The organism is Aeromicrobium sp. HA (assembly GCF_027171405.1).
Taxonomy (GTDB): Bacteria; Actinomycetota; Actinomycetes; order Propionibacteriales; family Nocardioidaceae; genus Aeromicrobium; species Aeromicrobium tamlense.
Map to the genome: position 1 here is coordinate 982,641 of NZ_CP114372.1, position 23,337 is coordinate 1,005,977.

Genomic DNA, 23,337 nt, shown 5'->3' on the forward strand with positions numbered 1-23,337 from the left:
CCGACGCGTCGGAGCTCTACGCTGTCGTCATGCTCATCATCGCGATCATCGTGTTCGGAATCCTCGTAGGCGGCTTGGCGCAGATGGTCCTGGGCCGTCGCATGGAATCGGTGAACTGGACGGTGGCGATCGTCGCCGGCCTGCTCGGCTCGCTGCTCGGCGGTCTCGTGTCGAGCCTCATCGCCGGCGACGGGATCGAGCTGCGGGCCAGTGGCCTCATCGGCTCGTTCCTCGGTGCGCTCGTGGTGACCGCTGCCTGGGGCGCCCTCGCCTCGCGCAAGGCCTGATCCGTGCCCGTACACGTCAACGTCGACAACTTCGTCGACGCCGAGAACTCCCGCATGCTTCGCGACCTGCAGGCCGACGCCGGCGGCGTCAACGCGTTCTCGCACGTGCGCGAGCCCTCGCCCGTCGACCACCAGCTCGTCGTACGGCTCAATCGCGACACCCTGTACAGCTTCGCCGTCGTCGACCTCGCGCAGGACGCGATCCTGACGCTGCCCGACTGCGGCGAGCGGTACCTGTCGGCGATGGTCGTCAACGAGGGCCACTTCGTCCCGCTCGTGCTGCACGACTCCGGCACCCACCGCCTCACGCAGGCCCAGGTCGGCTCGCGGTATGCCGCCGTGGCGCTGCGGATCCTGGTGGACTCGCAGGATCCCGCCGACGTCGCCGAGGTCAACCGCCTCCAGGACCAGGTGACGATCGAGGCCGGCTCGTCCGAGCCGTTCGCGATGGCCGACTACGACTCGTCGAGCTTCGACGCCACGCGCGACGCGCTGCTCGACCTCGCCCGCGGCCTCACCGGCTTCGACCGGATGTTCGGCCGTCCCGAGGACGTCGATCCCGTCCGCCACCTCATCGGCACGGCCGCGGGCTGGGGCGGACTGCCCAGCTCCGAGGCCGCCTACGTGGGCGTCCAGCCCGAGGGCGACGGACGCTTCGAGCTGACGATGCGCGACGTGCCCGTCGACGGCTTCTGGTCGGTCTCGGTCTACGACGCGAAGGGCTTCTTCGCGAAGAACGACCGCGACGCCTACAACCTCAACGACATCACCGCAGCCCGGAACGAGGACGGCTCGGTCACCGTGCGCTTCGGCGACTTCGGGCCCGAGGTGCCCAACGTGATCCCCACGCCCGAGGGCTGGAACTTCCTCGTCCGCCTGTACCGCCCGCGCCGCGAGATCCTCGACGGCACGTGGCAGGTCCCCGCACTCGTCCCCCTCCCATGACATCCCCGAGCAGGAGCACCATGAAGAAGACCCTCGCCACCGTCCTGACCGCCAGTGCGCTGACCCTCGGCCTGAGCGCCTGTGGCCAGTCGCAGGAGGAGAAGGAGGCCGCCGCCTGCGAGGCGATCGACGAGCTGCGCACCACGCTGGCCGACGTCGGGTCGACCCTGAACGCCCAGTCCACGGTCGACGAGTGGCGCGACGCCCGCTTCGAGGTCCGCAAGGCGATCGAGAAGGCCGAGGATCGGATCGAGGAGGCCGACGAGGCGTCCTGGGACGAGGTGGACGACGCGTGGGACCGCTTCGAGGACGCGGTCGAGAACGTGGACGGCAACTCCACTCCCGAGGAGGCGCGCGCCTCCCTCGTCGACGACTTCGCCCAGCTGCAGGCGGCGCGCGACCGGGCCGCCTCCGGCTTCAGCTGCTGAGCGAGGTCAGTGAAGGAAGACCTTCGCGCCCAGCAGCAGGAAGCCCAGCAGGCTGGCCATGAGGGACTCGTGGAACGCGCGGCGCGTCGACAGGCGCGCCGCGCGTGACGCGATGAAGACCGTGCCGCCGAGCTGGACGATCGTCCACCCGATCGAGACGTAGACGGCCTCGCTCAGGCTCAGCCCGACTGCGACGGCGGCGAGGTAGGCCAGGATGACCGGCACGCCCCCGACGAGCACGCCGACCTGCAGGCCGGCGTTGTCGGCCAGACGCCGGTGCAGCGGAGCGGCCTGGCGGCTGAGCTGGTCGCGCAGCGCATGCAGGTACACGTGGGTGAGCCAATACACGACGATCACCACCGCCCACGCGACCGTCACACGGGCGGCCGAGCTCGCGTGCGCGCCGGCGATGGTGACGGCCGCGGCGCCGACGATCGTGCCTTCGACGGGCGCGCCGATGTCACGCAGGAGACGGTGGCCGAAGCGGCGGGTCGTCGTGGTCACGGGCTCACGCTAGTGGACGGGCGGCGCGGTCTTGTCGGGGTGCCCCGCGGCCTCCAGACTGAGGACCCATGAGCGTGCGCGTGGATCTGAACATCTCCCTCGACGGCTTCGCCACCACCACCGACGGGACGCCGGACGACCCGATCGGGCAGGACTGGATGCGCCTCGTCGCTGCCTACGCCGCGACGCGCACGTTCCGCGAGCGTGTGTTCGGCGACACCAGCGGCGAGGGCACCACCGGCGTCGACGACCGATACGCCGCCGCCTACTTCGAGGGCATCGCGGCCGAGGTCATGGGCGCCGGCATGTTCGGCCTCCACACCTTCCCCGACGATCCGGACTGGCGCGGCTGGTGGGGTGAGGAGCCGCCGTTCCGCGTCCCGGTGTTCGTCCTGACGCACACGTCGCGCGCCGACATCGAGTTCGAGAACGGCACGGTCTTCCACTTCCTCTCCGCCACGCCGCAGGAGGCGCTCGACCGGGCGACGGAAGCGGCGAACGGGGGCGACGTGCGCATCGGCGGCGGCGCGTCGACCGTGCGCGAGTTCCTCAGGGCGGGGCTCGTCGACCGGCTCCACGTGGGCATCACGCCGATGATCCTGGGCGACGGCATCCGCCTGTGGGACGACCTGCGCGGCCTCGAGCTGACCCACGACCCGCACACCGAGACCGCCGAGAGCGGTGTCGTGCACGTGACCTTCTCACGCAGGGCCACGTAAGATGTTGATGTGTCAACCTATGCGAACGGCCGGCCGCTCCGGTTCGGCGTCGAGGCCACGGCAGCGACGGCCCACCTCGTCGACGCACTCGGCTACGACTTCGCCCTCCTGACCGACGACGACGCGCTCACTACGGCGGCCTGGGCGGCTGCGCGCACCGAGGCGCTGCACCTCGTGGCGCGCGTCGACGCGGACGAGCGGACGCCCGAGATGCTCGCCCATGCCGTGGGCACCCTCGAGCGACTCTCGGGCGGCCGCATCGAGGTCGTCAGCCCGGTCTGGCCACGTGACGACGCGAGCGCGGTCCCGATCACCACGGAGAGCATCGCCGAGCTGGCGGCGCTCGCGCTCGAGCACGACACGTTCGTCCTCCGGGCGGACGAGCCGGCGATGCGCACGTTCGCCGTGGAGATCCTGCCGAAGGTGCGCGAGGCCATCGAGGGACCGCGCCGACGCGCCCTGCGGCGCCCCGGCATCGGCTACGACCACGTCCCGGAGGAGCTTGCGCACCGGGTCGTCGAGCCCGGCGATCCGGAGTTCCCCGGGCTCCGATCGACCTATCTGCGCGGCGGCGATCCCGGCCTCGTCCTGCGTCCGACGAACGCCGACGAGGTCGCCAGCGCGATCGCCTTCGCGCGCACCCACCGCCACCTGCCGCTGGGGATCCGGAGCGGCGGACACGGCATCAGCGGCCGCTCGACGAACGACGGCGGCCTCGTCATCGACCTCGGTCGGATGAACGCGATCACGGTCCTCGACGAGGCCACCCGGCTCGTCCGCATCGAGCCCGGCGCGCGCTGGCGCGACGTCGCGACGGCGCTCCAGCCGCACGGCTGGGCCCTGAGCTCGGGCGACTACGGCGGAGTGGGCGTCGGCGGACTCGCCACGGCCGGCGGCATCGGCTTCCTCGGCCGTGCGCACGGCCTGACCATCGACCACCTGCGCGCCGTCGAGCTGGTGCTCGCCGACGGCCGTCTCGTGCGCGCGACGGCGGACGAGCACGAGGAGCTGTTCTGGGCGGCCCGCGGTGCCGGGGCCAACTTCGGCATCGCCGTCGCCTTCGAGTTCGAGGTGGACGAGGTCGCCGACGTCGGCTGGGCGCAGCTGGCGTTCCGTGCCCCCGATCCCGCTGCCTACCTCGAGTCGTTCGGTCGCGTCGTGGCCGACCTGCCCCGCGAGACCACGCCGTTCCTCATCCTCGGTCAGGGCATGGCGCAGGTGATGGCGATGGTCGACTCGTCCGACCCCGAGGTCATCGTGAGCCAGCTGCAGCCGTTCGCCGAGGCCGCGCCGCTCGTGCAGCAGCAGGTCGTCGTCGCGCCGTATGCGGCGGTGATGAACATGTTTCCCGAGACGCCGCACCACGGTCGCGGCGAGCCCGTCTCGCGCTCGGTCCTGGCCCGCGAGATGACGCCGGGACTCGCGTCCGCCTCGGCCGACCTGATCAACAGCGGTGCCTCGCACTTCTTCCAGGTCCGCACCGTCGGCGGTGCCGTCGCCGACGTGCCGTCGGACGCCACGGCCTACGCCCACCGCGACGCGACCTACTCGATCACCGCGATGGGCTCGAACGCCCAACGGCTCGACCACTGGTTCGACTCCGTGCGCCGCCAGTCCGACGGGCTCTACCTGAGCTTCGAGAGCAGTGACGATCCGGCCCGGCTCGCCGACGCGTTCCCGCCGGCGACGCTCGCGCGACTACGGCGGCTGAAGGCCGAGCTCGACCCGGACAACCTCTTCCGCGACAACTTCAACATCGACGTCCCCGAGACCAGGAGCGCCTCATGACCGACACCACCGCCTACGGCCACGACCTGTTGTTCGGCACCTTCGTCACCCCGGCGAACCGGCCCGTCCAGCACGCCGTCGAGCAGGCGATCGTGGCCGACCGCGCGGGTCTCGACCTCGTGACCTTCCAGGACCACCCGTACGTCGCGAAGTTCCACGACACCTCCACCCTGCTGGCCTATGTGGCGGCCAGAACCGAGCGGGTCCGGCTGGCGGCGAACGTCACGAGCCTGCCGCTGCGGCCGCCGGCCGTGCTGGCCCGCTCGGTCGCCACGCTCGACCAGCTCAGCGGTGGCCGCATCGAGCTCGGGCTCGGCGCCGGCGCGTTCTGGGACGGCATCGTGGCGATGGGCGGCCCACGCCGCACCCCGGGCGAGTCGATCGAAGCGCTCGAGGAGGCCATCGAGATCATCCGGGGCATCTGGGACGCGGAGAACGGCGTCGTCCTCTCGGTGCGCGGCAAGCACTACGACGTGCACGGCGCGAAGCGCGGCCCGGCGCCGGCGCACCCGGTGGGCATCTGGGTCGGCGCGTACAAGCCGCGGATCCTGCGGATGACGGGACGGGTCGCCGACGGCTGGCTGCCCTCGCTGTCGTACCTCGAGGGTGGCGCGTCGGACCTGGCCGACATGAACCGGCGCATCGACGACGCCGCCGTCGGCGCGGGACGCGACCCGCGCGACATCCGTCGACTGCTCAACATCGGGCCTGACCTGTCGGCCGAGCAGCTGGCGGACATCGCGCTGTCCTACGGCACGAGTGGGTTCATCGTCGCGTCCGATGACACCGCCACGACCGAGCGGTTCGCGGCCGAGATCGCCCCCGCCGTGCGCGAGCTGGTCGATCGTGGCTGAGTGGCTCGACGACGAGGAGCAGCGCACGTGGCGCGCACTGCTCGCGATGCACGACGACCTGATGGCCGAGCTGGCGCAGGGCCTGAAGGCGAACGCCGACCTCTCGGCGGCCGACTACGCCGTGCTGGCGCACCTCTCCGAGGAGGCCGATGGCGTCCTGCGAGCGCGCGAGCTGCGCTGCCGCCTCCGCTGGGAGAAGAGCCGTCTCGCGCATCAGGTCCGGCGCATGGAGCAGCGCGGCCTGGTGCGCCGCGACGCGTGCGTGGAGGACGGACGCGCGCCCCTCGTGGCGCTCACCGAGGACGGCTGGGCGACCGTCCGCTCCGCCGCGCCGGCGCACGTGGCGCAGGTGCGCGACCTGTTCTTCGACGCGCTGAGTCCCTCACAGCTGGAGGCGCTGCGCGACGCGGCGGAGGCGGTGGTCGGTCGACTCAGTGCCCGATCAGGGGCTTCTTCGGCGTCAGACCGCTGATCAGCAGGCTGAGGCCGGCGCCGACGAGCCAGATGTCCTTGGCGATCGCGGTGCCGTCCTGGCTCGGGCGGACGCTCGAGCCCTCGGCGGTCATGCCCGGCGTGCTGAGGTACATCTTGATGAGCCCGCCGCCGAACGCGGTGAGCGCGGCGCCGGCCACCGCGGACGGCACGAACGGGGCCAGCAGGGCCGCGCCGAGCGCGATCTCACCGTTGCTGAGCGCCTTGCCGAACGCCGTCGGCTCCATCTCCTTGGCCTGCGGCACGGCGTTCGCGGCCATGCCCTGGAGACCCTCGGCCGCCTCGGGCGGCAGGTTCCGCTTGCTCAGGCCGCTGTTGAGGATGAACGCTCCGGTGGCGAGGCGCAGGGGGAGTTCGGCCAGCTTCATGGGGGAGTCTCCTTCGAGGATCGGGTTCCCCTTCACGCTACGTCGATCGGCGCCTCTCCGCGCTCCAGGACCGTGACGGCGAAGTCGCCGCCGGGCTCGAATGGGTCGAGGTGCCACGTGGCGAAGCGGTGCTGGACGGTGGCGATGCCGCGTTCCTCCAGCGAGGCGAGGTCGGCGTCGAGGGCCTCGAACGCGTAGTCGCCTCCGGGGCGCGAGCCGACCACCACGCGACCGCCGGGACGGGTGACCGCGCACAGCCGCTCGAGGACCAGCCGCTCGGTGCCCGGGGCGAGGAAGACCATCACGTTCCCGGCGCACATGACCAGGTCGACCGGCTCGCCGCCCACGTCCGAGAGCGCCAGCTCGCTGAGGTCGGCGACGCCATACGTCGGCCCGGGGTGGTCGGTCTCGGCGGCGGCGATCAGCTCGGGGTCGACGTCGACGCCGTAGGCCGTGTGCCCGGCCTCGTGCAGCGCCGCCGCCATCCGCCCGGTGCCGCAGCCGGCGTCGAGGATCCGCGATCCGCGTGCCGCCAGCATGTCGGCGAACCGCGCCTCGCCGAGCAGGTCGGCGCCGTCGGCCTCCAGTGCCCGAAAGCGCTCGATGAACCACTGGGAGTGGCCGGGCTTCGTGTCGGTGAACCAGCGGGGCTGCGGCGAGGAGGTCATGCCCCCATCCTGACCTTCCGCCGGTGGACCGCGGTCGCGAGGACCCATGAGGCGACCAGGAGGGCCACGCACCAGGCGGTCGCCATCAGCACGTCCGAGGCGACGGGTTGCCCGTCGAGCAGCCCGCGGAGGGCGTCCACGATCGACGTCACCGGCTGGTTCTCGGCGAAGGCGCGCACGGGTCCGGGCATCGTCTCGGTGGGCACGAACGCCGAGCTGAGGAACGGCAGGAAGATCAGCGGGTACGCGAATGCGCTCGCGCCGTCGACGGACTTCGCCGTCAGTCCCGGGATCACGGCGAGCCACGTGAGAGCCAGCGTGAACAGCACCAGCAGGCCCAGCACCGCGAGCCACTCCAGCACGCCGGCGCTCGACCGGAAGCCCATCAGCAGTGCCACACCGACCACGACGGCCAGCGAGACGAGGTTCGCGACGAGCGAGGTCAGCACGTGCGCCCACAGCACGGCGGACCGGGCGATCGGCATGGACTGGAAGCGCTCGAAGATCCCGCCTTGCAGGTCCATGAACAGCCGGAACGCCGTGTAGGCGATGCCGGACGCGACCGTGATCAGCAGGATGCCGGGCAGCAGGTAGTCGACGTAGTCGTCGGTGCCGACCTCCATCGCGCCGCCGAACACGTAGACGAACAGCAGCATGAACATGATCGGCATGACCGTGGTCGTGATGATCGTGTCGGGGCTGCGCAGCACGTGCCGCAGCGACCGGCCGGTGAGGGCCGCGGTGTCACTGAGGGGGGTCCATCGAACGGAGTGGGTGGTCATGCCGCCTCCTCGGGCGTGCCGATGATCGCGAGGAAGATCTCCTCGAGGGTGGGCTGCTTCTCGACGTACTCGACCTTCGCGGGCGGCAGCAGCCGCTTGAGCTCTTCGAGCGTGCCGTGCGCGATGATCCGGCCGCCGTGCAGGATCGCGATGTGGTCGGCGAGGTGCTCGGCCTCGTCGAGGTACTGCGTGGTGAGCAGCACGGTGGTGCCGCCGGCGGCGAGTCGCTCGATCGTGCGCCAGACCTCCAGCCGCGCCTGCGGGTCGAGCCCGGTGGTGGGCTCGTCGAGGAAGACGACCGGCGGGTCGCCGATGAGGCTCATCGCGATGTCGAGCCGCCGCTGCATGCCGCCGGAGTAGGTGCCCACGCGCCGGGCGCCGGCCTCGACGAGGTCGAACCGCGCGAGCAGCTCGTCGGCGACGGCACCGGGATCGTCGACGTGCCGGAGCCGGGCGATGAGCACGAGGTTCTCGCGGCCCGTGAGCATCCCGTCCACGGCGGCGAACTGCCCGGTGAGGCTGATCGCGCCGCGGACGTCGCCGCCCTGCGTGGCCACGTCGAAGCCCTCGACCGTGGCCTCGCCGGCGTCGGCACGCAGCAGGGTGGCCAGGATCCGCACCAGCGTGGTCTTGCCCGCGCCGTTGGAGCCGAGCAGGGCGAACACGCTGCCAGTCTCGATCTCGAGGTCGACCCCGCGCAGCACCTCCACCGTGCCGAACGACTTCCGGACGTCGCGGACGCTGATCGCGCTCATGTCCCCGCCTTCGTGATCGCCTCGGTCAGCCGCTCGCGCTCCTTGGTGAGCCAGCGGCCGGACGGGTAGTTGGTGATGAAGTCCTCGACGAAGGCGACCGGGTCGTCGCCGACGATGTCGCGGACGGGCGTGCCGTCGGCGGCGGACTGCTCGAAGAGCTCGGCCAGGTCGTCGAACATCTGCATCAGGCCCTGGGCGTCACTCACGAACACCGCGCCGACGCGCATCAGGTAGTGCTCGACCGCCTCGGCGGCCGCGCGGTGCGGCTGGGGGAGTGCCGCGACGCGCGCCTTGTACTGCCGCCACTGCTTCTTCTCGCCGATCATGCGGGAGATGGGGTTGGTCATGTCAGTTCTCTCCTTCGTGGAGCTGGGCGAGTCGTTCGGTCAGGAAGCTCCACGTCTCCCAGAACTCGTCGAGGTACTGCCGGCCCTCGTCGTTGAGCGAGTAGACCTTGCGCGGCGGGCCCTTCTCGGACGGCACCTTGGACACGTCGACGAGCCCGCGCTTCTCGATGCGGATGAGCAGGGCGTAGACCGTGCCCTCCGCGATCTCGGCGAACCCCCGGTCGCGCAGCCACGAGGTGATCTCGTAGCCGTACGCCGGACGGTCCGACAGGATCGCCAGGACGATCCCCTCGAGCGTGCCCTTGAGCATCTCGGTCAGCTGCTTGCCCACGTCACTCCTGCTGCTACTCAGTGATGTTGAGTACCAGTAGATAGCATCACTGAGTAGTGGTCAAGGGGTTGCTGGCATGTCCTGCGGATCGAACCGGTGCCCGATGCCGGGCTCGGTGACGAACAGCGTGGGGCGCGAGGCATCGGTCTCGAGCTTGCGGCGGATGCTCGCGAGGTGGACGCGCAGGTAGTTCGACTGGCCCTCGTAGCCCGGGCCCCAGACCTCACGCAGCAGCTCGCCCTGGCGCACCAGCCGGCCGCGCCGGCGCACCAGCGCCGCCACGATCTTCCACTCGAGCGGCGTCAGGTGGATCTCCTCGCCGTCGCGGGTGGCGCGGGACTCCGTCACGTCGAGAGTCAGGTCGCCGGCGCGGACGACGAGGGCGGGCTCGGCCGCGGCGCGCCGCGTCATCACGCGGATGCGTGCCATCAGCTCCTCGATCGAGAACGGCTTGGTGATGAAGTCGTCCGCGCCGAGGTCGAGCGCCTCGACCTTGTCGTCCGGCTCGGTGCGCGCCGAGACCACGATGACCGGAACCTGGGTGAACTCGCGCAGGCGCCGCAGCACGGTGATGCCGTCGAGGTCGGGCAGGCCGAGGTCGAGCAGCACCACGTCGGGCATCCGCTCGTCGACGATCTGCAGCGCGGAGCGACCGTCGCCCGCCGTCTCGACGTCGTAGTCGCGCGCCCGCAGGTTGATCCCGAGCGTGCGCAGGATCGCGGGGTCGTCGTCGACGGCCAGCACGAACGTCATGGCTGCTCCTCGGTCGCTCGGGGGAGGTCGATGGCGAACGTGAGCCCGCCGCCGGGGGTGGGCTCGGTGGCGATCGTCCCGCCCATGGCCTCGGTCAGGCCGCGGGCGACGGCCAGCCCCAGGCCCACGCCGTCCTGTCCCGGGACGTCGCCGAGCCGCTGGAACGGGGCGAAGATGCGCTCGAGGTCTCCGTCGCCGATGCCCGGACCGGTGTCGGCGACGCGCAGCGTCACGCGACCGCCGACCACCGCGGCGTCGACCCGGATGGGGGTGTCCGCGGGCGTGTACTTCACGGCGTTCTCGCCGATGTTCGCCAGCACCCGCTCCAGCAGGCCGGGGTCCGCGAGGACATCGAGGTCGGGCGCGACGTCCACGCGGATGCGCTCACCGGACTCGAGCGGCGCGAGCGCGGAGAGGACGGCGTCCTCGAGTCCCACCACGCTCGGGTGCGCGGTCACGGCGCCGGCCTGGATGCGACTCATGTCGAGCAAGTTCGTGACGAGCGCGGTGAGCCGGTCGGTGGACTCCTCGATCGTCTCCAGGAGGGCGGCCTCGTCCTCGGGCGAGAAGGTGACCGAGGTGCCGCGCAGGCTGGCGACCGCGACCTTGATCGCGGCCAGCGGCGACCGCAGGTCGTGCGAGACCGCCGCGAGCAGCGCCGTGCGCGTCCGGTTCGCCTCTTCCAGACGGTGGCGGTCGACCTCCGCCTCCTGCGCCAGCGAGCGGTCGGCCATCACCTTCGCGTAGGCGGCGTACGCGTTGAGCAGCCCGCGCTCGTCGGCGTGCTGGGCGCCACCGCGCAGGGCGAGGACCGTCCGGTCGTCGATGGACGTGCTGGTGGTGGCGGTCTCGGGACTCGTCGGCGCGTCCCCGACGGTGGCGACGATCTCCGGGCCGTCGGTCCGGAGGACCGCCGCCCCGTCGGCACCGAAGAGCTCGACGGCCGAGGTCAGCAGCGCGCGGAGGTCGTGCCCGGAGGTCAGCAGCGTGTGCGCGAGCACGGTGAGGCTGTCCGCCTCGGCACGGGCTCGCCGGGCCTCGGCGGCTCGTCGCGCGGCGATGCCGACGACGCTCGCCACCGCGATCCCCACGAGCACGAACAGCACGAGTGCTGCGGCGTTCTCGGGCTCGGCGACCGTGAGCGTGTAGCGCGGCGGCGTGAACAGCACGTTCAGCAGGACCCCGCTGAGCACGGCCGACAGCACGGCGGGCCACAGGCCGCCGATCAGCGCGGTCGCCACCACGACGGTCATGAGCAGCATCGCCTCGGACGGCAGCCCGTGCAGGGAGTCGGTCCACCACAGCAGCAGGCTGAGCAGGCTCGGTGCGAGCACGGCGAACGCGAAGCCCACAGCCCGGCGCCGGGGACTCAGGGCGGGGTCCGGGCGCTGCGACGCGGAGCCGCGACCCCGCGCGTGGTCGTGCGTGACGATGTGGACGTCGACGTCGCCCGATGCGCTGATGACGCGCTCGCCGATCCCGGGCCGCAGCAGGGTGGAGAGCCGTCCGCGCCGGCTGGCGCCGATGATCACCTGGTCGGCGTTCTCGGCCCGGGCGAACGCCAGGATGGCCTCCGCCGCATCGTCGCCGACGACGGTGTGGAACGTGCCGCCGAGCTCCTCGGTCTTCGCGCGCAGCTCGGTCAGGCGGTCGGGTGAGATCGAGCTGAGTCCGTCGTGGCGCGTGACGTAGAGCGCCAGCCACTCGCCACCCGCCCGCCGCGACGCGATCCGGGCGGCGCGGCGCATCAGGGTGGTGGACTCCGGGCCGCCCGTGACCGCGGCGACGATCCGCTCGCGGGTGGCCCACGTGCCGGTGATCCGATGTTCCTCGCGGTACCGGTCCATGCCCTCATCGACCCGGTCGGCGAGCCACAGGAGCGCGAGCTCGCGCAGGGCCGTGAGGTTGCCCTCGCGGAAGTAGTGGTGCAGCGCGGCGTCGACCTTCTCGGCGGCATAGACGTTGCCGTGCGCGAGGCGCCGGCGCAGCGCCGGCGGGCTCATGTCGACGAGCTCGATCTGGTCGGCGCCGCGGACCACCTCGTCGGGCACGGTCTCGCGCTGGCGGACGCCGGTGATCGACTCGGTGACGTCGTTCAGGGACTCGAGGTGCTGGATGTTGACGGTGGTGATGACGTCGATGCCGGCGTCGCGCAGGGCCTCCACGTCCTGCCAGCGCTTCTCGTGACGGCTGCCCGGCACGTTCGTGTGGGCGAGCTCGTCGACCAGCACGACCGCGGGCCGGCGCTCGAGGATCGCGTCGAGGTCGAGCTCCTCCTGCACGGTGCCGCGGTACTGCCTCCGGGCCCGTGGGACGACCTCGAGCCCGGCGACGGCGTCGATCGTGTGGGCCCGGCCGTGGGTCTCGACGAAGCCGACCACGACATCGGTGCCGCGGGCGAGCCGGCGGTTGCCCTCGTCGAGCATCTTGAACGTCTTGCCCACGCCGGGTGCGGCGCCGAGGTACACGCGCAGCGTGCCGCGCTCGTTCGCCGTTCCCACGTGCTCAGTCTCCACCCGCGCCGGCGCTCCCGGCAGCCGCCTCGGCGACGGCCACGTTGAGCTCGAGCACGTTGACACCCGGCTCGCCGTGGATGCCGAGGAACCGGCCCTGCGTGTGTGCCGCGACGAGCTCCCGCACGTACGCCGGCGTGAGCCCGTTCGCGCGGGCGACGCGCTCCACCTGGAGCTCGGCGTACGCGGGGGAGACGTGGGGGTCGAGCCCTGAGCCCGACGCGGTGACGGCGTCCGGCGGGACGTCGGACTCGGGGACGGACTCCCGCTGCGCGACCTCCGCCCGACGCTGCGCAATCGTGGCGATCAGGTCCTCGTTGAGGGGGCCGAGGTTGCTCGGCGCGGACGCGAGCGGGTCGTGGTCGTTCGCCGAGGGCCGCGCGTGGAACCACTGCGGGCCGTCGAAGGACTGGCCCAGCAGACGGGAGCCGACGACGCGGCCGTCGACCTCCACCGGCTGACCGGCGGCGCGCTCCCCGAACGCCTGGCCGACGCCCCACGTGGCCACCGGGTACGCGATGCCGAGGACGAGCGTGAGGACGACGAGCAGGCGCAGCGCCGCGAGGGACTGGCGACCGAGGTCGGAGAGGGTGGTGAGGAGCATGATGATCAGCCGATTCCGGGGAGGTTCGAGACGAGCAGGTCGATGAGCTTGATGCCGGCGAAGGGGACGAGCACGCCGCCCAGGCCGAACACGAGGACGTTGCGGCGCAGCACCGAGACGGCCGAGGCCGCGCGGAACCGCACGCCCCGGAGCGCCAGCGGGATGAGGGCGACGATCACGAGGGCGTTGAAGATCACCGCCGAGAGGATCGCCGACTCCGGTGTGGCCAGGTCCATGACGTTGAGCGCGTCGAGCGACGGGTAGGCCGCCACGAACATCGCCGGGATGATCGCGAAGTACTTGGCCACGTCGTTGGCGATCGAGAACGTGGTCAGCGCGCCCCGCGTGATGAGCAGCTGCTTGCCGATCTCGACGATGTCGATGAGCTTCGTCGGGTCCGAGTCGAGGTCGACCATGTTGCCGGCCTCCTTCGCGGCGGCGGTGCCGCTGTTCATCGCGACGCCGACATCGGCGGCGGCGAGCGCGGGGGCGTCGTTGGTGCCGTCGCCGGTCATCGCGACGAGCCGACCACCCTCCTGCTCCTTGCGGATGAAGGCGAGCTTGTCCTCGGGGGTGGCCTCGGCGAGGAAGTCGTCGACGCCGGCCTCCTTCGCGATCGCCCGCGCGGTGAGCGTGTTGTCGCCGGTGACCATGACGGTGCGGATGCCCATCGCGCGCAGCTCCTCGAAGCGCTCGGTCATGCCCTGCTTGACCACGTCGGTCAGCTGGACGACGCCCAGCACCGTGCCCTTGCCGTCGGGGTCGGTCTCGGCGATCACGAGGGGCGTCCCGCCGAGCCGGGCGATCGAGTCGATCGTGTCCGTCACGATGTCGGACGGGGCAACCCCGAGCCACGCCGTCACGGCCGAGCCCGCGCCCTTCCGAATGGACCTCCCGTCCGGCAGGTCCACGCCCGACATGCGCGTCTGGGCGGTGAACTCGACGAACTCCGCACCCGCGGGTGCCTCGTCGCCGCCCTTCGTGAGCTCGACGATCGAGCGGCCCTCGGGCGTGAGGTCGGCGAGGCTCGCCAGCCTGGCCGCGTCACGCAGGCGCTCCTCGTCGATCCCGGGAGCGGGGATGAGGAGCGTCGCCCGGCGGTTGCCCAGCGTGATCGTGCCGGTCTTGTCGAGCAGCAGGGTGCTGACGTCGCCCGCGGCCTCGACGGCGCGGCCGGACATGGCCAGGACGTTCACGCGGACGAGCCGGTCCATGCCCGCGATGCCGATCGCCGACAGCAGCGCGCCGATCGTGGTGGGGATGAGGCAGACCAGCAGGACCACCAGCACGACCGGGTCCTGCGGCGCCCCGGCGTAGTCCGCCATCGGCGCGAGCGTCGCGACCGCGATCAGGAACACGAACGTCAGGCTCGTCAGCAGGATCGACAGGGCGATCTCGTTCGGCGTCTTGCGTCGGGACGTGCCCTCGACAAGTCCGATCATCCGGTCGAGGAAGGTCTCGCCGGCCGCCGCGGTGATGCGGACGACGATGCGGTCCGAGAGCACGCGCGTGCCGCCGGTGACGGCGCTGCGGTCGCCCCCGGCCTCGCGGATGACAGGCGCCGACTCGCCGGTGATGGCCGACTCGTCCACCGAGGCGATGCCCTCGACGACGTCGCCGTCGCCGGGGATGACCTCGCCCGCCTCGACCACGACGCGGTCGCCGACGGCGAGCTCGGTGCCGGGCACGCGCTCCTCACCGTTGGCAGTCAGGCGCCGAGCCATCGTGTCCGTGCGCGTGGCGCGCAGCGAGGCGGCCTGCGCCTTGCCGCGGCCCTCGGCGACGGCCTCGGCGAGGTTGCCGAAGAGCACTGTCAGCCACAGCCACGCCGCGATCGAGATCGTGAAGGTGCCGGGGTCGGCGATCGCGGCCACGGTGGCGGCCAGCGAGCCGAGCCAGACGATGAACATGACGGGGGAGCGCCACAGGTGGCGCGGGTCGAGCTTGCGCAGCGCCGCCGGCATCTGGTCGAGCGCTTGGCGGCCGAGCGTGCTGGTGTTGGTGGTGGTGCTCATGCGAGGGCCTCCGCGATGGGTCCGAGGGCGAGGGCCGGGACGTACGTGAGCGCCGTCATGATGACGATCACGCCGACGAGCATCCCGACGAAGAGGGGGCGGTGGGTGGGCAGCGTCCCGGCGGTCACCGGGACCTTCGCCTGCTGGGCCAGCGAGCCGGCGAGCATCAGGACGAGCACGATCGGGATCAGCCGGCCGAGCAGCATCGCCAGTCCCAGGGTGATCTGGAAGAAGTCCGAGGTCACGGTGATCCCGCCGAACGCGCTGCCGTTGTTGTTCGCAGCCGACGTGTAGGCGTAGAGCACCTCACTGAAGCCGTGGCCGCCCGGGTTGCCCATGGCGTCGGCGGTGGAGTCGCGGGCGATCGCGGCGCCGGTGCCCAGCAGCACGAGGGTCGGCGTGGTGAGGGCGTAGAGGGCGACCCAGGTCATCTCGCGGGCGCGGATCTTCTTGCCGAGCAGCTCGGGCGTGCGGCCCACCATGAGCCCGCAGACGAACACGGCGAGGATGGCCATCACGAGGATGCCGTAGATCCCGGCGCCGACGCCTCCTGGCGCCACCTCGCCCAGCATCATGTTGACGAGCGTGGCGCCGCCGCCGACCGGGGTCATCGAGTCGTGCGAGGCGTTGACGGCGCCGGTCGAGGTGCCGGTGGTGGCCACCGCGAACAGCGACGAGGCCCACTCGCCGAACCGCGTCTCCTTGCCCTCCATCGCCGCGCCGGCCGCCTGCGCGGACGGGGCGTGCGCGCCGGACTCGGCCCACGTGGCGGCGGCGAGTGCGGTGCCCGCGAGGACCGTCATCGCGCCGAGCACCGCGAGGCCCTGACGCCGGTTGCCGACCATCGTGCCGAGGGTGCGCGTCAGGCAGACGGGCAGGACGAGGATCAGGAAGACCTCGAGCAGGTTCGTGTACGCCGTGGGGTTCTCGAAGGGGTGGGCGGAGTTCGCGTTGAAGAAGCCGCCGCCGTTGTTGCCCAGCAGCTTGATGGCCTCCTGGCTGGCGACGGGTCCGCCGGGGATCACCTGCGAGGCGCCGGTGAGGGTGGTCGCCGTGGTGTCGCTGAACGTCTGGATGACGCCGCCGGCCATGAGGGCGACGGCTCCGACGAAGGCGAGCGGGAGCAGGATGCGCACGGTGGCGCGGGTGAGGTCGACCCAGAAGTTGCCGAGCGACCCCGACCGGGAGCGGGCGAAGCCGCGGATCAGCGCCACGGCCACCGCGATGCCGACGGCCGCGGACAGGAAGTTCTGCACGGCCAAGCCGGCCATCTGGGCGGTGAAGCCGAGGGTGGACTCGCCCGCGTAGGACTGCCAGTTCGTGTTGGTGACGAACGAGATCGCGGTGTTGAACGACATCCACCACGGCATGCCGTCGAGGTCGCGGCTGAGCGGCAGGTGCGCCTGCGCGAGCAGGATGCCCATCAGCAGGGCGACGCTCACGAGGGTGAAGCCGACGACGCTCGTGGCGTACGACCGCGGGCTCTGCTCGGCGTCGGGGCCGACGCCCGTGAGGCGGTAGATCGCGCGCTCGACGCGCAGGTGCCGGGTGCTGGTGAAGACGCGCGCCATGTGGTCGCCGACCGGCACGTAGGCGACGGCCAGCAGCGACAGCAGGAGGGCGATGGAGAGGAGGCCTGCGAGGGTGTCGGTCACTGGAACCGCTCCGGCAGGACGAGGGCGACCAGCAGGTAGATCGCCAGGACGACCACCACGGCCGTCACGAGGACGCTTTCGATGCTCATGCCGCCAGCCAAGACCCGCGCAGGCCGGAACCCGCCGGTCTTGACGCGTTCTTGACGCGGCTTGACGCAGGCTTGTCGGCCCGGCCTACGGGGCCGTGCGGTACCGCTCGACGTGCTGGAGGGGCGCGACGAGGTGGCGGTCGTGGAGGTGACCGTGGGACTTCATGTTGTGGTGTTTTCGACAGAGGCAGCGGAGGTTGGTTCCGCTGGTGGATCCGCCGGAGTCGTAGGCCTTCGCGTGGTCGAGGTCGGTCTCGTGGACCGGGGCTCGGCAGCCGGCGACGCGACAGGTGCCGTCGCGCCAGTGCAGTGCTTGGCGGAGTGATTCGGGTGGTCGGTACTTGAGGACTTGGGTGTCGAGGACGTGTCCGAGGGGGTCGAGGACCAGCCGTCGGAGCACGGCGTGCTCGGAGGTGGCGAGCTCGCGGACCCATGCGGCGCCGACGGGCTCGCCGTCGAGGGTGAGGCCGGGGCCGTTGGTGTAGCCGAGCAGGTCGGTGGCGCTGATGCTGATGGCGATCTCGGCACGGAGGTCGCCGACGGTCCCGGTGTTGGAGGTCAGCCAGTCGGCGACGAGGTCGGCCTGCTTCTGGTCGCGGGTGCGGCGGTCGCGCTCACCCGTGACGGGGTCGATCGTCGGGATCGCGCGGGCGGCCTTGCGCAGCCGTTCGCCGATCGCGATCGCCAGCCCGGTGGGCAGCAGCGCGTTGAACCACGACGTGCCGTCGTCGTTGTGGGTGATCGAGACGCGTCGCTGCTCGACCGCACGGTCGGCCTCGGCCTGCGTCTCCTCGGGCTCGAGCCGTGCCCGCAGCCGACGCAGCCACGACCGCAGCTCGGCCAGCGTGTGGGTGGCCGCGTACTCCGGAGCCGAGTGCTCCAGCGCCGCCCACGCCTCACGCGTCTGGAGCCGCTCGGCCGTCGAGGCGATCGCGGACGTGCGGTCGGCGTCGATGTCACCGGACCGGAACGACTCCCACACCCCCGGCGCCCGCGTCTGCAGCGTGTCGGCCTCGTGGACCATGCCCCACACCTGGTGCTCGGTGGTCCGCAGCGCTCGCGCCAGGTCGAGTGTGACCTCACGCCGGGCCAGATCCTTCGACAGCGGGATGTCATCGACGCGGTCGATCTCGGCCACCCGCATCGCATGGTGGGAGACCACGAACTCCCACTCCTCGAACTCCGCGATCGCACGCGCGCGACGCACCGCGTCACCCGTGACCACCGCTCGGCTCAAGTCCATGAAGCCCAACGTAGTGAGCACCACCGACAAGACGTCGGGACCGCTGCAGGGGTGTGGATCGGTCGGCTTGACCCTGACGCGACGTCAGGGTTTGGACTGGTCCCATGCGGACATCAGTGCTCTATCTCGGCTCCTACTTCGTCTCGGTCCTGGGCAACTCCATCGCGGCCATCGCCCTGCCGCTGATCGTGCTGCAGGCCACCGGCAGCGCCATGTCGGCAGGCTGGGTGGCGGCGGCGACCGCGGTGCCGGCCGTGCTCGCCGGCCTGTTCATGGGCGTGGTGATCGACCGGATCAACCGCGTGACGTCGTCGGTCGTGACGGACCTCGTGTCGGCGGCGTCGATCGCGGCGCTGCCGATCGTGGACGGGCTGGTGGGGCTCGAGGTCGGCTGGTTCGTCCTGTTCGGGGTGATCGGGTCGCTCGGCGACGTTCCCGGCATGACCGCGCGCGAGGCGCTGCTGCCGGGGATCGCGAGGAGCTCGAGCCTCTCGACCGAACGGCTCATCGGGCTGCGCGAGTCGCTCGGTGCCATCTCGCTGCTGATCGGCCCGGCGGTCGCGGGTCTGTTGATGACGCTCTTCGAGGGCTCGACCGTCCTGTGGATCACGGCGGGCACGTCGTTCCTGGCGGCCCTGTTGACGCTCGGCATTCCACGGAGCGTCGGGCGGACGGACGACGTGCCGGCGACCGCGCCGCTCGGGGCGTGGCGGGAGTTCGTGGAGGGCTGGCAGCTCCTCACGCGGACCCGTCTCGTGGCGATGGTGACGGGGTTGTCGCTGCTGTCGGTGATGGTGCTGTCGGCGTTCCAGGCACTGATCCTGCCGGTGCACTTCACGCTGATCGACCGGCCGGGGCTGCTGGGCTTCGTGCTGACGTCGATCGCGGCGGGACTGCTGGTGGGGAGTGGGCTGTACGTCGCCTTCGCCGATCGCCTGGCCCGGCGGACGTGGCTCGTGACGGGGCTGCTGGTGTCGTCGGTCGGGTTCGCGGTGATCGGGCTGCTGCCGCCGACGTGGCTGCTTTTCGGCGCGGGGTTCGTGCTCGGGCTCGGCAGTGGACTGTGTGGTGCGCTGCTCGGGCTGCTGACGATCAGCGCGGTGCCGGAGCGGGCGCTCGGCCGGGTGATGGGGACCCAGAACGCGCTCGTCACCGCGGCGGCGCCGGCCGCGATCCTGCTCGCCGCGGTCACGATCGAGCACGTGAGCCTGACGGCTGCGGCGGTCGGCTTCGTGGCACTGTGGGTCGTGACGTCAGTCGTCGCGGTCGCGGGTCCCGTGCTGCGCGACCTCGAGCCGAGCGAACCGGAGTCCATCGATGCGTAGTGGGGAGCTCGCCGAGCTGGCGGGCGTCACGGTGCGGACGCTGCGGCACTACCACCAGATCGGGATCCTCGAGGAGCCGTCGCGGTCGCCCAACGGGTACCGCGAGTACGACGTCGGCCACCTCGTGCGGGTGCTGCGGATCAAGCGGCTCGCGGACCTCGGGTTCTCGCTGCAGGACCTCCCGCTCGAGGACGACGCCGACCACGACGCGCGATTGGAGTCCCTCGACGCCGAGCTGGCGGCGCAGATCGACCGCCTCACCCAGCAGCGCGCGGTGGTCGCGGCGCTGCGCGCGGGCGGCGCCGCGCCGGACCTGCCGCCCGAGCTGGCCGCCCACGCAGCCCTCGTGTCCGCGATCGGCCTGCCCCCGCGGCTCGCGAAGCTCGAGCGCGAGCAGCTGCTCCTGCTCGCGCACCTCGGGGGAGAGGAGGCGTCGCGGCTCATCCAGGAGATGTACGAGCGCTTCGCGGAGCCCTCGCTGATGGAGTCGTTCGGTCTTATCTATGAGCGGTTCGACGCGCTCGACGAGTCGACGCCTGCTGCCGAGGTGGAGCGGCTGGTGGCCGAGTCCGTCGACGCCCTGGCCGGTGTGGTCGCTGGCCTCGATCTCGATACTCCGCTCGACCTCGGCACCGCCGAGACCCTCTTCGACGAGCACGGCGCCACCCACCTCAACCCCGTTCAGGTTCGAGCCCTCAACCTGATCGGCGACCGCCTCGTGCTGCGGCTGAGCGATTGACCCGTGAAGCGCTTCGGGCGCGAAGCTCGCCTGCGGTTGGCCTGCACGACGCCGCCACGGGCGGGCCCTGCGACGAGGACTAGGCGGCGGAGTTGTCGCGAGTCTGATGTCGCCGCTTCGGGGCCATCGTGGATCCACTACCTCCGTTCGGTATTGGTCCAGCAGATCCCGTGCAGAGAAAGGTCCATTGATGAGTCCAGGGGTGGACCGAATCTCACTCAGCCGACCGGCGTGATCTGCCGCGTGCTCGTGCGGCAGTTTGGTCGGTGACAGCGACGTGAGCGGGCTCGGGACCCGTAACGGCAGAGGTTGCCCAAGGGGGCCATCAACTTTGTCGCGCTTGAGAGAAGGCAACGTGTCCGAAGTCTGATCCGCCCAAGTGCCGTGTGATGACTCATCTCTAGAGGCGCGAAATGCGACTGATCCGTCCGGGTGAACCGCTACGTTCGTGTGCAGTTGGCCGTCAGCGAGGGAGTACACATGCGAGTAAGCCGAATCGAGTTCGCTGGGTTCCGACGTCTCGCAGACACTGCAACGAGCATCGACGGGTCGCTGACCGCTTTTGTTGGGTTCAACGAGGCGGGAAAGACCACGGTCCTCAACGCGCTGACTTGGTTCACACAAGGAGGGATCGTCTCTCCAGTCGACTTCAACCGCAGCCGTCCACCAGCGAGTGATTCCACGCCGGTTGTGAAGGTGTTCTACGAACTGGACGATGACGACCAGAAGCTCTTCGCCGATATCGCGATGGAGAAGCCTCCGACGACTCTGGTTATGAACCGGAACAGAGATGGTGGCCTCTTCAGGAGTTTCATTCCGCGGCCAAGTCGCCCAACGGCTGCTTTCACCGCTGCAGCGGAGAGGCTCGCGATCGCCAAAGTTAGGTTGGCGAGTCAATTGGAGGGCGCTGCCGACGAGGATGCGGAAGATCCGAACGACTGGATCGACATGGTCGAGTCAGTACTTGGTGACTTCAGCGGCGAGTGGCCAGAGCAATCTCTGAGAGCAACTGAAAACCTAAGTAGTTGGCTGCGAGAGGTGCCACCCGGGAGGAAGCAGTCGCGCGACGCGAAGTTAGCAGACTTGCTTGACGTTGTAGTCGACTTGATGGGTGAGGATCATCCGTCCGAGGCGGTCTGGCAGGCAATCTCGGGGCGTCGACCCGAGTTTGTCCTCTTCCAAGAACAAGATCGGCTCCTCGAGACGTCCTACGAAATCAACCCGGACCAACGCTCCTTGGTTCACCCTGCGGTGGTTAGGTTGCTTTCCCTCGCGGAGATCGATCTCGACATGATGTGGACTCACATACAAGGTGGGGACTCCACCAAGCGGGAAACCCTCTTGGAGCGCGGTAACGATCGACTCCGAGAAGTCTTCGACCAAGCTTGGAATCAGAGTAAGGTCACGGTGCGGTTCAACGTGAACGGCCATCGTCTCGAAGTCCTCATCAAAGAGCTGCATAGTGCAGGGGACGTCACCACCATCAGCGAGCGGTCAGACGGAATGAGGACCTTCGTCGCGCTGGTCGCCTTCCTTGAAACAGGCGACCACGATGTACCGCCAGTGCTGCTGATCGACGAGGCCGAAACGCATCTCCACTACGACGCGCAGGCTGACTTAGTTAGCGTCCTACTCAAGAGCGTCGACACGACACAAGTGTTTTACACCACTCATTCGCCCGGATGCCTACCTAGCGATCTGGGTACAGGTATCAGGGTTGTAGTCCGGGATCCTGACTATGCGGACGCTAGCGTGATCAAGAACAACTTCTGGAATGGCGAGGGCCCAGGCTTTTCCCCACTGCTCTTTGCGATGGGGGCCGGAGCGGCCGCGTTCTCTATGTGTCGAAACGCGGTCCTTGCCGAGGGTGCATCAGACATGGTCCTGCTGCCGTCCCTCATCCGTGCGGCAACAGGAATCGACGACCTGGACTTTCAGGTCGCACCGGGCTTGGCGAATGCCCATGGCTCAGGAATTCGTGTCGAAGAGGTCGCTGCAAGAGTTGTTTATCTGACGGACGGGGACCAAGGCGGCAAGGATCACGAGAAGTTGCTTACGGCAGTCGGCGTGGATGCATCGCGCATCTTTCGATTGCCGGAGAATCACGCGGTCGAGGACCTCCTGCGGCCGGAGTTTTACCTTGCTACCGTGAATGAGTTTTTGGCGCGAATGGGCCAGGGGAAGAGGTTCGAAGCCACAGACGTGCCGCCGGGCATCCCGATCGCTAAGGCGTTTGCGGACTGGGCCAAAACGAACAGAGTCCAAGCGCCCAGCAAGGTGGAGATCGCATACGCGCTTCTTCGGCGCGAGGACCGCCAACTCACCTCCCGGGGCAAGAAAGCTCTCGCGCGCCTGCACGAGAAGTTTGGTACAGCGTTCGCCGTCCGATCTGCTCCTAAATGACAGTGCAACGGGAGAGATAGGCAACGAATCTTCGGGAAGGACTCCATGCTCGCAGCCGTGTCCCGGCAACTTTGTCCTATTGGTCGCAAGTAGCAAAATGTAGGGCTTGTACAGCTTCCGATAGCACGCAATCAGGATATGGATCTCCCGTTCGGACGGGTCAAGCACGCACTGAAGATGGCGTCTGCCTAGCTGCTAGGACGGACTGCCGACCAGCGCAATGAGGACGGTCGCTAGTAACGCGAGACCGGCAACAACGATGCTCATCCACATGAGGCGAGTCGTCGCAGCATTCATATCGTTGACGGCAGTGGTCACCTCGCCGAGCGCCTCCCGAACGTCCTCACGCATCTGGCCTACCGCTCGCTCCACGCCCTGGACGGACGCGCTCACATCGTCGCGCATCGCACTCACGGCGCTTTCAACGTGACGGACCGCGTCCTCCACGTTCCGGACAGACCCGTCGACGCGCGCAGTAGCGGCTGCGACGTCGTCAAGCAACTCGGCAAGATGGATGCTGGCTTCGACTACCTCGTCGTGCCGGGCCTGCTCCTCCGCGCGCGCGGCGTCCTGGCTGGCTTGGACGTCGTGGGCGAGTTGCTGAGCGACGTCGTGCTGACGTGCGATTCCCGAGTTCATGTTTTTGAAGAGCTCATCAGATGGCACGCCGCAATCTTAGAGCTCTTTCAGCCCGCGAAGGTCGGGCCGGAAGATCCTGACCAACGGCACC

25 protein-coding genes are annotated in these 23,337 nt (G+C 70.1%); 10 read left to right on the top strand and 15 right to left on the bottom strand.

Annotated elements, in window-relative coordinates; translation table 11 throughout:
- Window positions 1–29: 29 nt before the first annotated feature.
- From O3S82_RS04750 to O3S82_RS04760, 3 genes are read left to right on the top strand one after another with little or no spacing between them, the layout of a single operon-like run.
- Window positions 30–287: a GlsB/YeaQ/YmgE family stress response membrane protein gene (locus O3S82_RS04750; RefSeq protein WP_179425793.1), complete on the top strand. Its 258-nt coding sequence runs from the start codon at window positions 30–32 to the stop codon at window positions 285–287.
- Window positions 288–290: 3 nt separating this feature from the next.
- Complete coding sequence (locus O3S82_RS04755) at window positions 291–1,232, top strand: DUF1214 domain-containing protein (protein WP_269305969.1); 942 nt, start codon at window positions 291–293, stop codon at window positions 1,230–1,232.
- A gap of 20 nt (window positions 1,233–1,252) precedes the next feature.
- Window positions 1,253–1,660, top strand: a complete 408-nt coding sequence (locus O3S82_RS04760; protein WP_269305971.1) for a hypothetical protein — start codon at window positions 1,253–1,255, stop codon at window positions 1,658–1,660.
- A gap of 6 nt (window positions 1,661–1,666) precedes the next feature.
- On the opposite strand, the gene O3S82_RS04765 is transcribed toward O3S82_RS04760, so the two are convergent.
- Complete coding sequence (locus tag O3S82_RS04765; protein WP_179425787.1) at window positions 1,667–2,164, bottom strand: hypothetical protein; 498 nt, start codon at window positions 2,162–2,164, stop codon at window positions 1,667–1,669.
- A gap of 68 nt (window positions 2,165–2,232) precedes the next feature.
- Between O3S82_RS04765 and O3S82_RS04770 the strand changes: the two genes are divergently transcribed.
- From O3S82_RS04770 to O3S82_RS04785, 4 genes are read left to right on the top strand one after another with little or no spacing between them, the layout of a single operon-like run.
- On the top strand, window positions 2,233–2,883 hold the full coding sequence (locus O3S82_RS04770; protein WP_269305973.1) for a dihydrofolate reductase family protein: 651 nt from the start codon (window positions 2,233–2,235) through the stop codon (window positions 2,881–2,883).
- Window positions 2,884–2,892: 9 nt separating this feature from the next.
- The gene (locus O3S82_RS04775) at window positions 2,893–4,671 is read left to right on the top strand and encodes an FAD-binding oxidoreductase (protein WP_269305976.1); all 1,779 of its coding nucleotides are present in this window, start codon (window positions 2,893–2,895) and stop codon (window positions 4,669–4,671) included.
- Complete coding sequence (locus O3S82_RS04780) at window positions 4,668–5,525, top strand: LLM class flavin-dependent oxidoreductase (RefSeq protein WP_269305978.1); 858 nt, start codon at window positions 4,668–4,670, stop codon at window positions 5,523–5,525. The genes O3S82_RS04775 and O3S82_RS04780 overlap by 4 nt, the downstream gene beginning before the upstream one ends.
- Entirely contained in the window at window positions 5,518–5,997 is a 480-nt protein-coding gene (locus O3S82_RS04785) for a MarR family winged helix-turn-helix transcriptional regulator (protein ID WP_179425781.1), read from the top strand. Before O3S82_RS04780 ends, O3S82_RS04785 begins: the two co-directional genes overlap by 8 nt.
- Here O3S82_RS04785 and O3S82_RS04790 read toward each other — a convergent pair.
- The 13 genes from O3S82_RS04790 to O3S82_RS04850 form a co-directional block, all read right to left on the bottom strand.
- A complete protein-coding gene (locus O3S82_RS04790; RefSeq protein WP_179425779.1) occupies window positions 5,957–6,385 on the bottom strand; it encodes a hypothetical protein in 429 nt (142 codons plus the stop codon). The two genes, O3S82_RS04785 and O3S82_RS04790, sit on opposite strands and share 41 nt — an antisense overlap.
- A 32-nt stretch (window positions 6,386–6,417) precedes the next feature.
- Complete coding sequence (locus O3S82_RS04795) at window positions 6,418–7,053, bottom strand: class I SAM-dependent methyltransferase (protein WP_269305981.1); 636 nt, start codon at window positions 7,051–7,053, stop codon at window positions 6,418–6,420.
- A complete protein-coding gene (locus O3S82_RS04800; protein WP_269305983.1) occupies window positions 7,050–7,835 on the bottom strand; it encodes an ABC transporter permease in 786 nt (261 codons plus the stop codon). Before O3S82_RS04800 ends, O3S82_RS04795 begins: the two co-directional genes overlap by 4 nt.
- Window positions 7,832–8,590, bottom strand: coding sequence for an ABC transporter ATP-binding protein (locus O3S82_RS04805; protein ID WP_179425773.1), 759 nt, complete (start codon window positions 8,588–8,590; stop codon window positions 7,832–7,834). The genes O3S82_RS04800 and O3S82_RS04805 overlap by 4 nt, the downstream gene beginning before the upstream one ends.
- Window positions 8,587–8,937, bottom strand: a complete 351-nt coding sequence (locus O3S82_RS04810) for a DUF1048 domain-containing protein (RefSeq protein ID WP_269305986.1) — start codon at window positions 8,935–8,937, stop codon at window positions 8,587–8,589. Before O3S82_RS04810 ends, O3S82_RS04805 begins: the two co-directional genes overlap by 4 nt.
- A gap of 1 nt (window position 8,938) precedes the next feature.
- Window positions 8,939–9,268: a PadR family transcriptional regulator gene (locus tag O3S82_RS04815; RefSeq protein WP_179425769.1), complete on the bottom strand. Its 330-nt coding sequence runs from the start codon at window positions 9,266–9,268 to the stop codon at window positions 8,939–8,941.
- A gap of 60 nt (window positions 9,269–9,328) precedes the next feature.
- Window positions 9,329–10,021, bottom strand: coding sequence for a response regulator (locus O3S82_RS04820; RefSeq protein WP_269305989.1), 693 nt, complete (start codon window positions 10,019–10,021; stop codon window positions 9,329–9,331).
- On the bottom strand, window positions 10,018–12,522 hold the full coding sequence (locus O3S82_RS04825; protein ID WP_269305991.1) for a sensor histidine kinase: 2,505 nt from the start codon (window positions 12,520–12,522) through the stop codon (window positions 10,018–10,020). Before O3S82_RS04825 ends, O3S82_RS04820 begins: the two co-directional genes overlap by 4 nt.
- Window positions 12,523–12,526: 4 nt before the next feature.
- Window positions 12,527–13,138: a potassium-transporting ATPase subunit KdpC gene (gene kdpC / locus O3S82_RS04830; RefSeq protein WP_269305993.1), complete on the bottom strand. Its 612-nt coding sequence runs from the start codon at window positions 13,136–13,138 to the stop codon at window positions 12,527–12,529.
- A gap of 5 nt (window positions 13,139–13,143) precedes the next feature.
- On the bottom strand, window positions 13,144–15,102 hold the full coding sequence (gene kdpB / locus O3S82_RS04835; RefSeq protein WP_442864728.1) for a potassium-transporting ATPase subunit KdpB: 1,959 nt from the start codon (window positions 15,100–15,102) through the stop codon (window positions 13,144–13,146).
- Window positions 15,103–15,149: 47 nt separating this feature from the next.
- Window positions 15,150–16,808, bottom strand: coding sequence for a potassium-transporting ATPase subunit KdpA (kdpA, locus tag O3S82_RS04840; protein WP_269305997.1), 1,659 nt, complete (start codon window positions 16,806–16,808; stop codon window positions 15,150–15,152).
- Window positions 16,805–16,897: a potassium-transporting ATPase subunit F gene (locus O3S82_RS04845; RefSeq protein WP_179425759.1), complete on the bottom strand. Its 93-nt coding sequence runs from the start codon at window positions 16,895–16,897 to the stop codon at window positions 16,805–16,807. Before O3S82_RS04845 ends, kdpA begins: the two co-directional genes overlap by 4 nt.
- A gap of 85 nt (window positions 16,898–16,982) precedes the next feature.
- A complete protein-coding gene (locus O3S82_RS04850) occupies window positions 16,983–18,140 on the bottom strand; it encodes an HNH endonuclease signature motif containing protein (protein ID WP_269306000.1) in 1,158 nt (385 codons plus the stop codon).
- A gap of 104 nt (window positions 18,141–18,244) precedes the next feature.
- Here O3S82_RS04850 and O3S82_RS04855 point away from each other — a divergent pair, with 104 nt between their 5' ends.
- The 3 genes from O3S82_RS04855 to O3S82_RS04865 all read left to right on the top strand — a co-directional run bounded on the left by O3S82_RS04855 (window position 18,245) and on the right by O3S82_RS04865 (window position 22,607).
- Window positions 18,245–19,465, top strand: coding sequence for an MFS transporter (locus O3S82_RS04855; protein ID WP_269306002.1), 1,221 nt, complete (start codon window positions 18,245–18,247; stop codon window positions 19,463–19,465).
- Window positions 19,458–20,204, top strand: a complete 747-nt coding sequence (locus tag O3S82_RS04860) for a MerR family transcriptional regulator (protein ID WP_269306004.1) — start codon at window positions 19,458–19,460, stop codon at window positions 20,202–20,204. The genes O3S82_RS04855 and O3S82_RS04860 overlap by 8 nt, the downstream gene beginning before the upstream one ends.
- Window positions 20,205–20,684: 480 nt before the next feature.
- The gene (locus tag O3S82_RS04865) at window positions 20,685–22,607 is read left to right on the top strand and encodes an AAA family ATPase (protein ID WP_269306006.1); all 1,923 of its coding nucleotides are present in this window, start codon (window positions 20,685–20,687) and stop codon (window positions 22,605–22,607) included.
- A 195-nt stretch (window positions 22,608–22,802) separates the two neighbouring features.
- On the opposite strand, the gene O3S82_RS04870 is transcribed toward O3S82_RS04865, so the two are convergent.
- Entirely contained in the window at window positions 22,803–23,273 is a 471-nt protein-coding gene (locus O3S82_RS04870) for a hypothetical protein (RefSeq protein WP_269306008.1), read from the bottom strand.
- Window positions 23,274–23,337: the final 64 nt, after the last annotated feature.

Coding starts and splice junctions, on each gene's coding strand:
- O3S82_RS04750 (WP_179425793.1), top strand. CDS start 30: ATGCTCATCATCGCGATCATCGTGTTCGGAATCCTCGTAGGCGGCTTG.
- O3S82_RS04760 (WP_269305971.1), top strand. CDS start 1,253: ATGAAGAAGACCCTCGCCACCGTCCTGACCGCCAGTGCGCTGACCCTC.
- O3S82_RS04770 (WP_269305973.1), top strand. CDS start 2,233: ATGAGCGTGCGCGTGGATCTGAACATCTCCCTCGACGGCTTCGCCACC.
- O3S82_RS04780 (WP_269305978.1), top strand. CDS start 4,668: ATGACCGACACCACCGCCTACGGCCACGACCTGTTGTTCGGCACCTTC.
- O3S82_RS04790 (WP_179425779.1), bottom strand. CDS start 6,385: ATGAAGCTGGCCGAACTCCCCCTGCGCCTCGCCACCGGAGCGTTCATC.
- O3S82_RS04795 (WP_269305981.1), bottom strand. CDS start 7,053: ATGACCTCCTCGCCGCAGCCCCGCTGGTTCACCGACACGAAGCCCGGC.
- O3S82_RS04800 (WP_269305983.1), bottom strand. CDS start 7,835: ATGACCACCCACTCCGTTCGATGGACCCCCCTCAGTGACACCGCGGCC.
- O3S82_RS04805 (WP_179425773.1), bottom strand. CDS start 8,590: ATGAGCGCGATCAGCGTCCGCGACGTCCGGAAGTCGTTCGGCACGGTG.
- O3S82_RS04810 (WP_269305986.1), bottom strand. CDS start 8,937: ATGACCAACCCCATCTCCCGCATGATCGGCGAGAAGAAGCAGTGGCGG.
- O3S82_RS04820 (WP_269305989.1), bottom strand. CDS start 10,021: ATGACGTTCGTGCTGGCCGTCGACGACGACCCCGCGATCCTGCGCACG.
- kdpC (WP_269305993.1), bottom strand. CDS start 13,138: ATGCTCCTCACCACCCTCTCCGACCTCGGTCGCCAGTCCCTCGCGGCG.
- kdpB (WP_442864728.1), bottom strand. CDS start 15,102: ATGCCGGCGGCGCTGCGCAAGCTCGACCCGCGCCACCTGTGGCGCTCC.
- O3S82_RS04845 (WP_179425759.1), bottom strand. CDS start 16,897: ATGAGCATCGAAAGCGTCCTCGTGACGGCCGTGGTGGTCGTCCTGGCG.
- O3S82_RS04850 (WP_269306000.1), bottom strand. CDS start 18,140: ATGGACTTGAGCCGAGCGGTGGTCACGGGTGACGCGGTGCGTCGCGCG.
- O3S82_RS04855 (WP_269306002.1), top strand. CDS start 18,245: ATGCGGACATCAGTGCTCTATCTCGGCTCCTACTTCGTCTCGGTCCTG.
- O3S82_RS04860 (WP_269306004.1), top strand. CDS start 19,458: ATGCGTAGTGGGGAGCTCGCCGAGCTGGCGGGCGTCACGGTGCGGACG.
- O3S82_RS04865 (WP_269306006.1), top strand. CDS start 20,685: ATGCGAGTAAGCCGAATCGAGTTCGCTGGGTTCCGACGTCTCGCAGAC.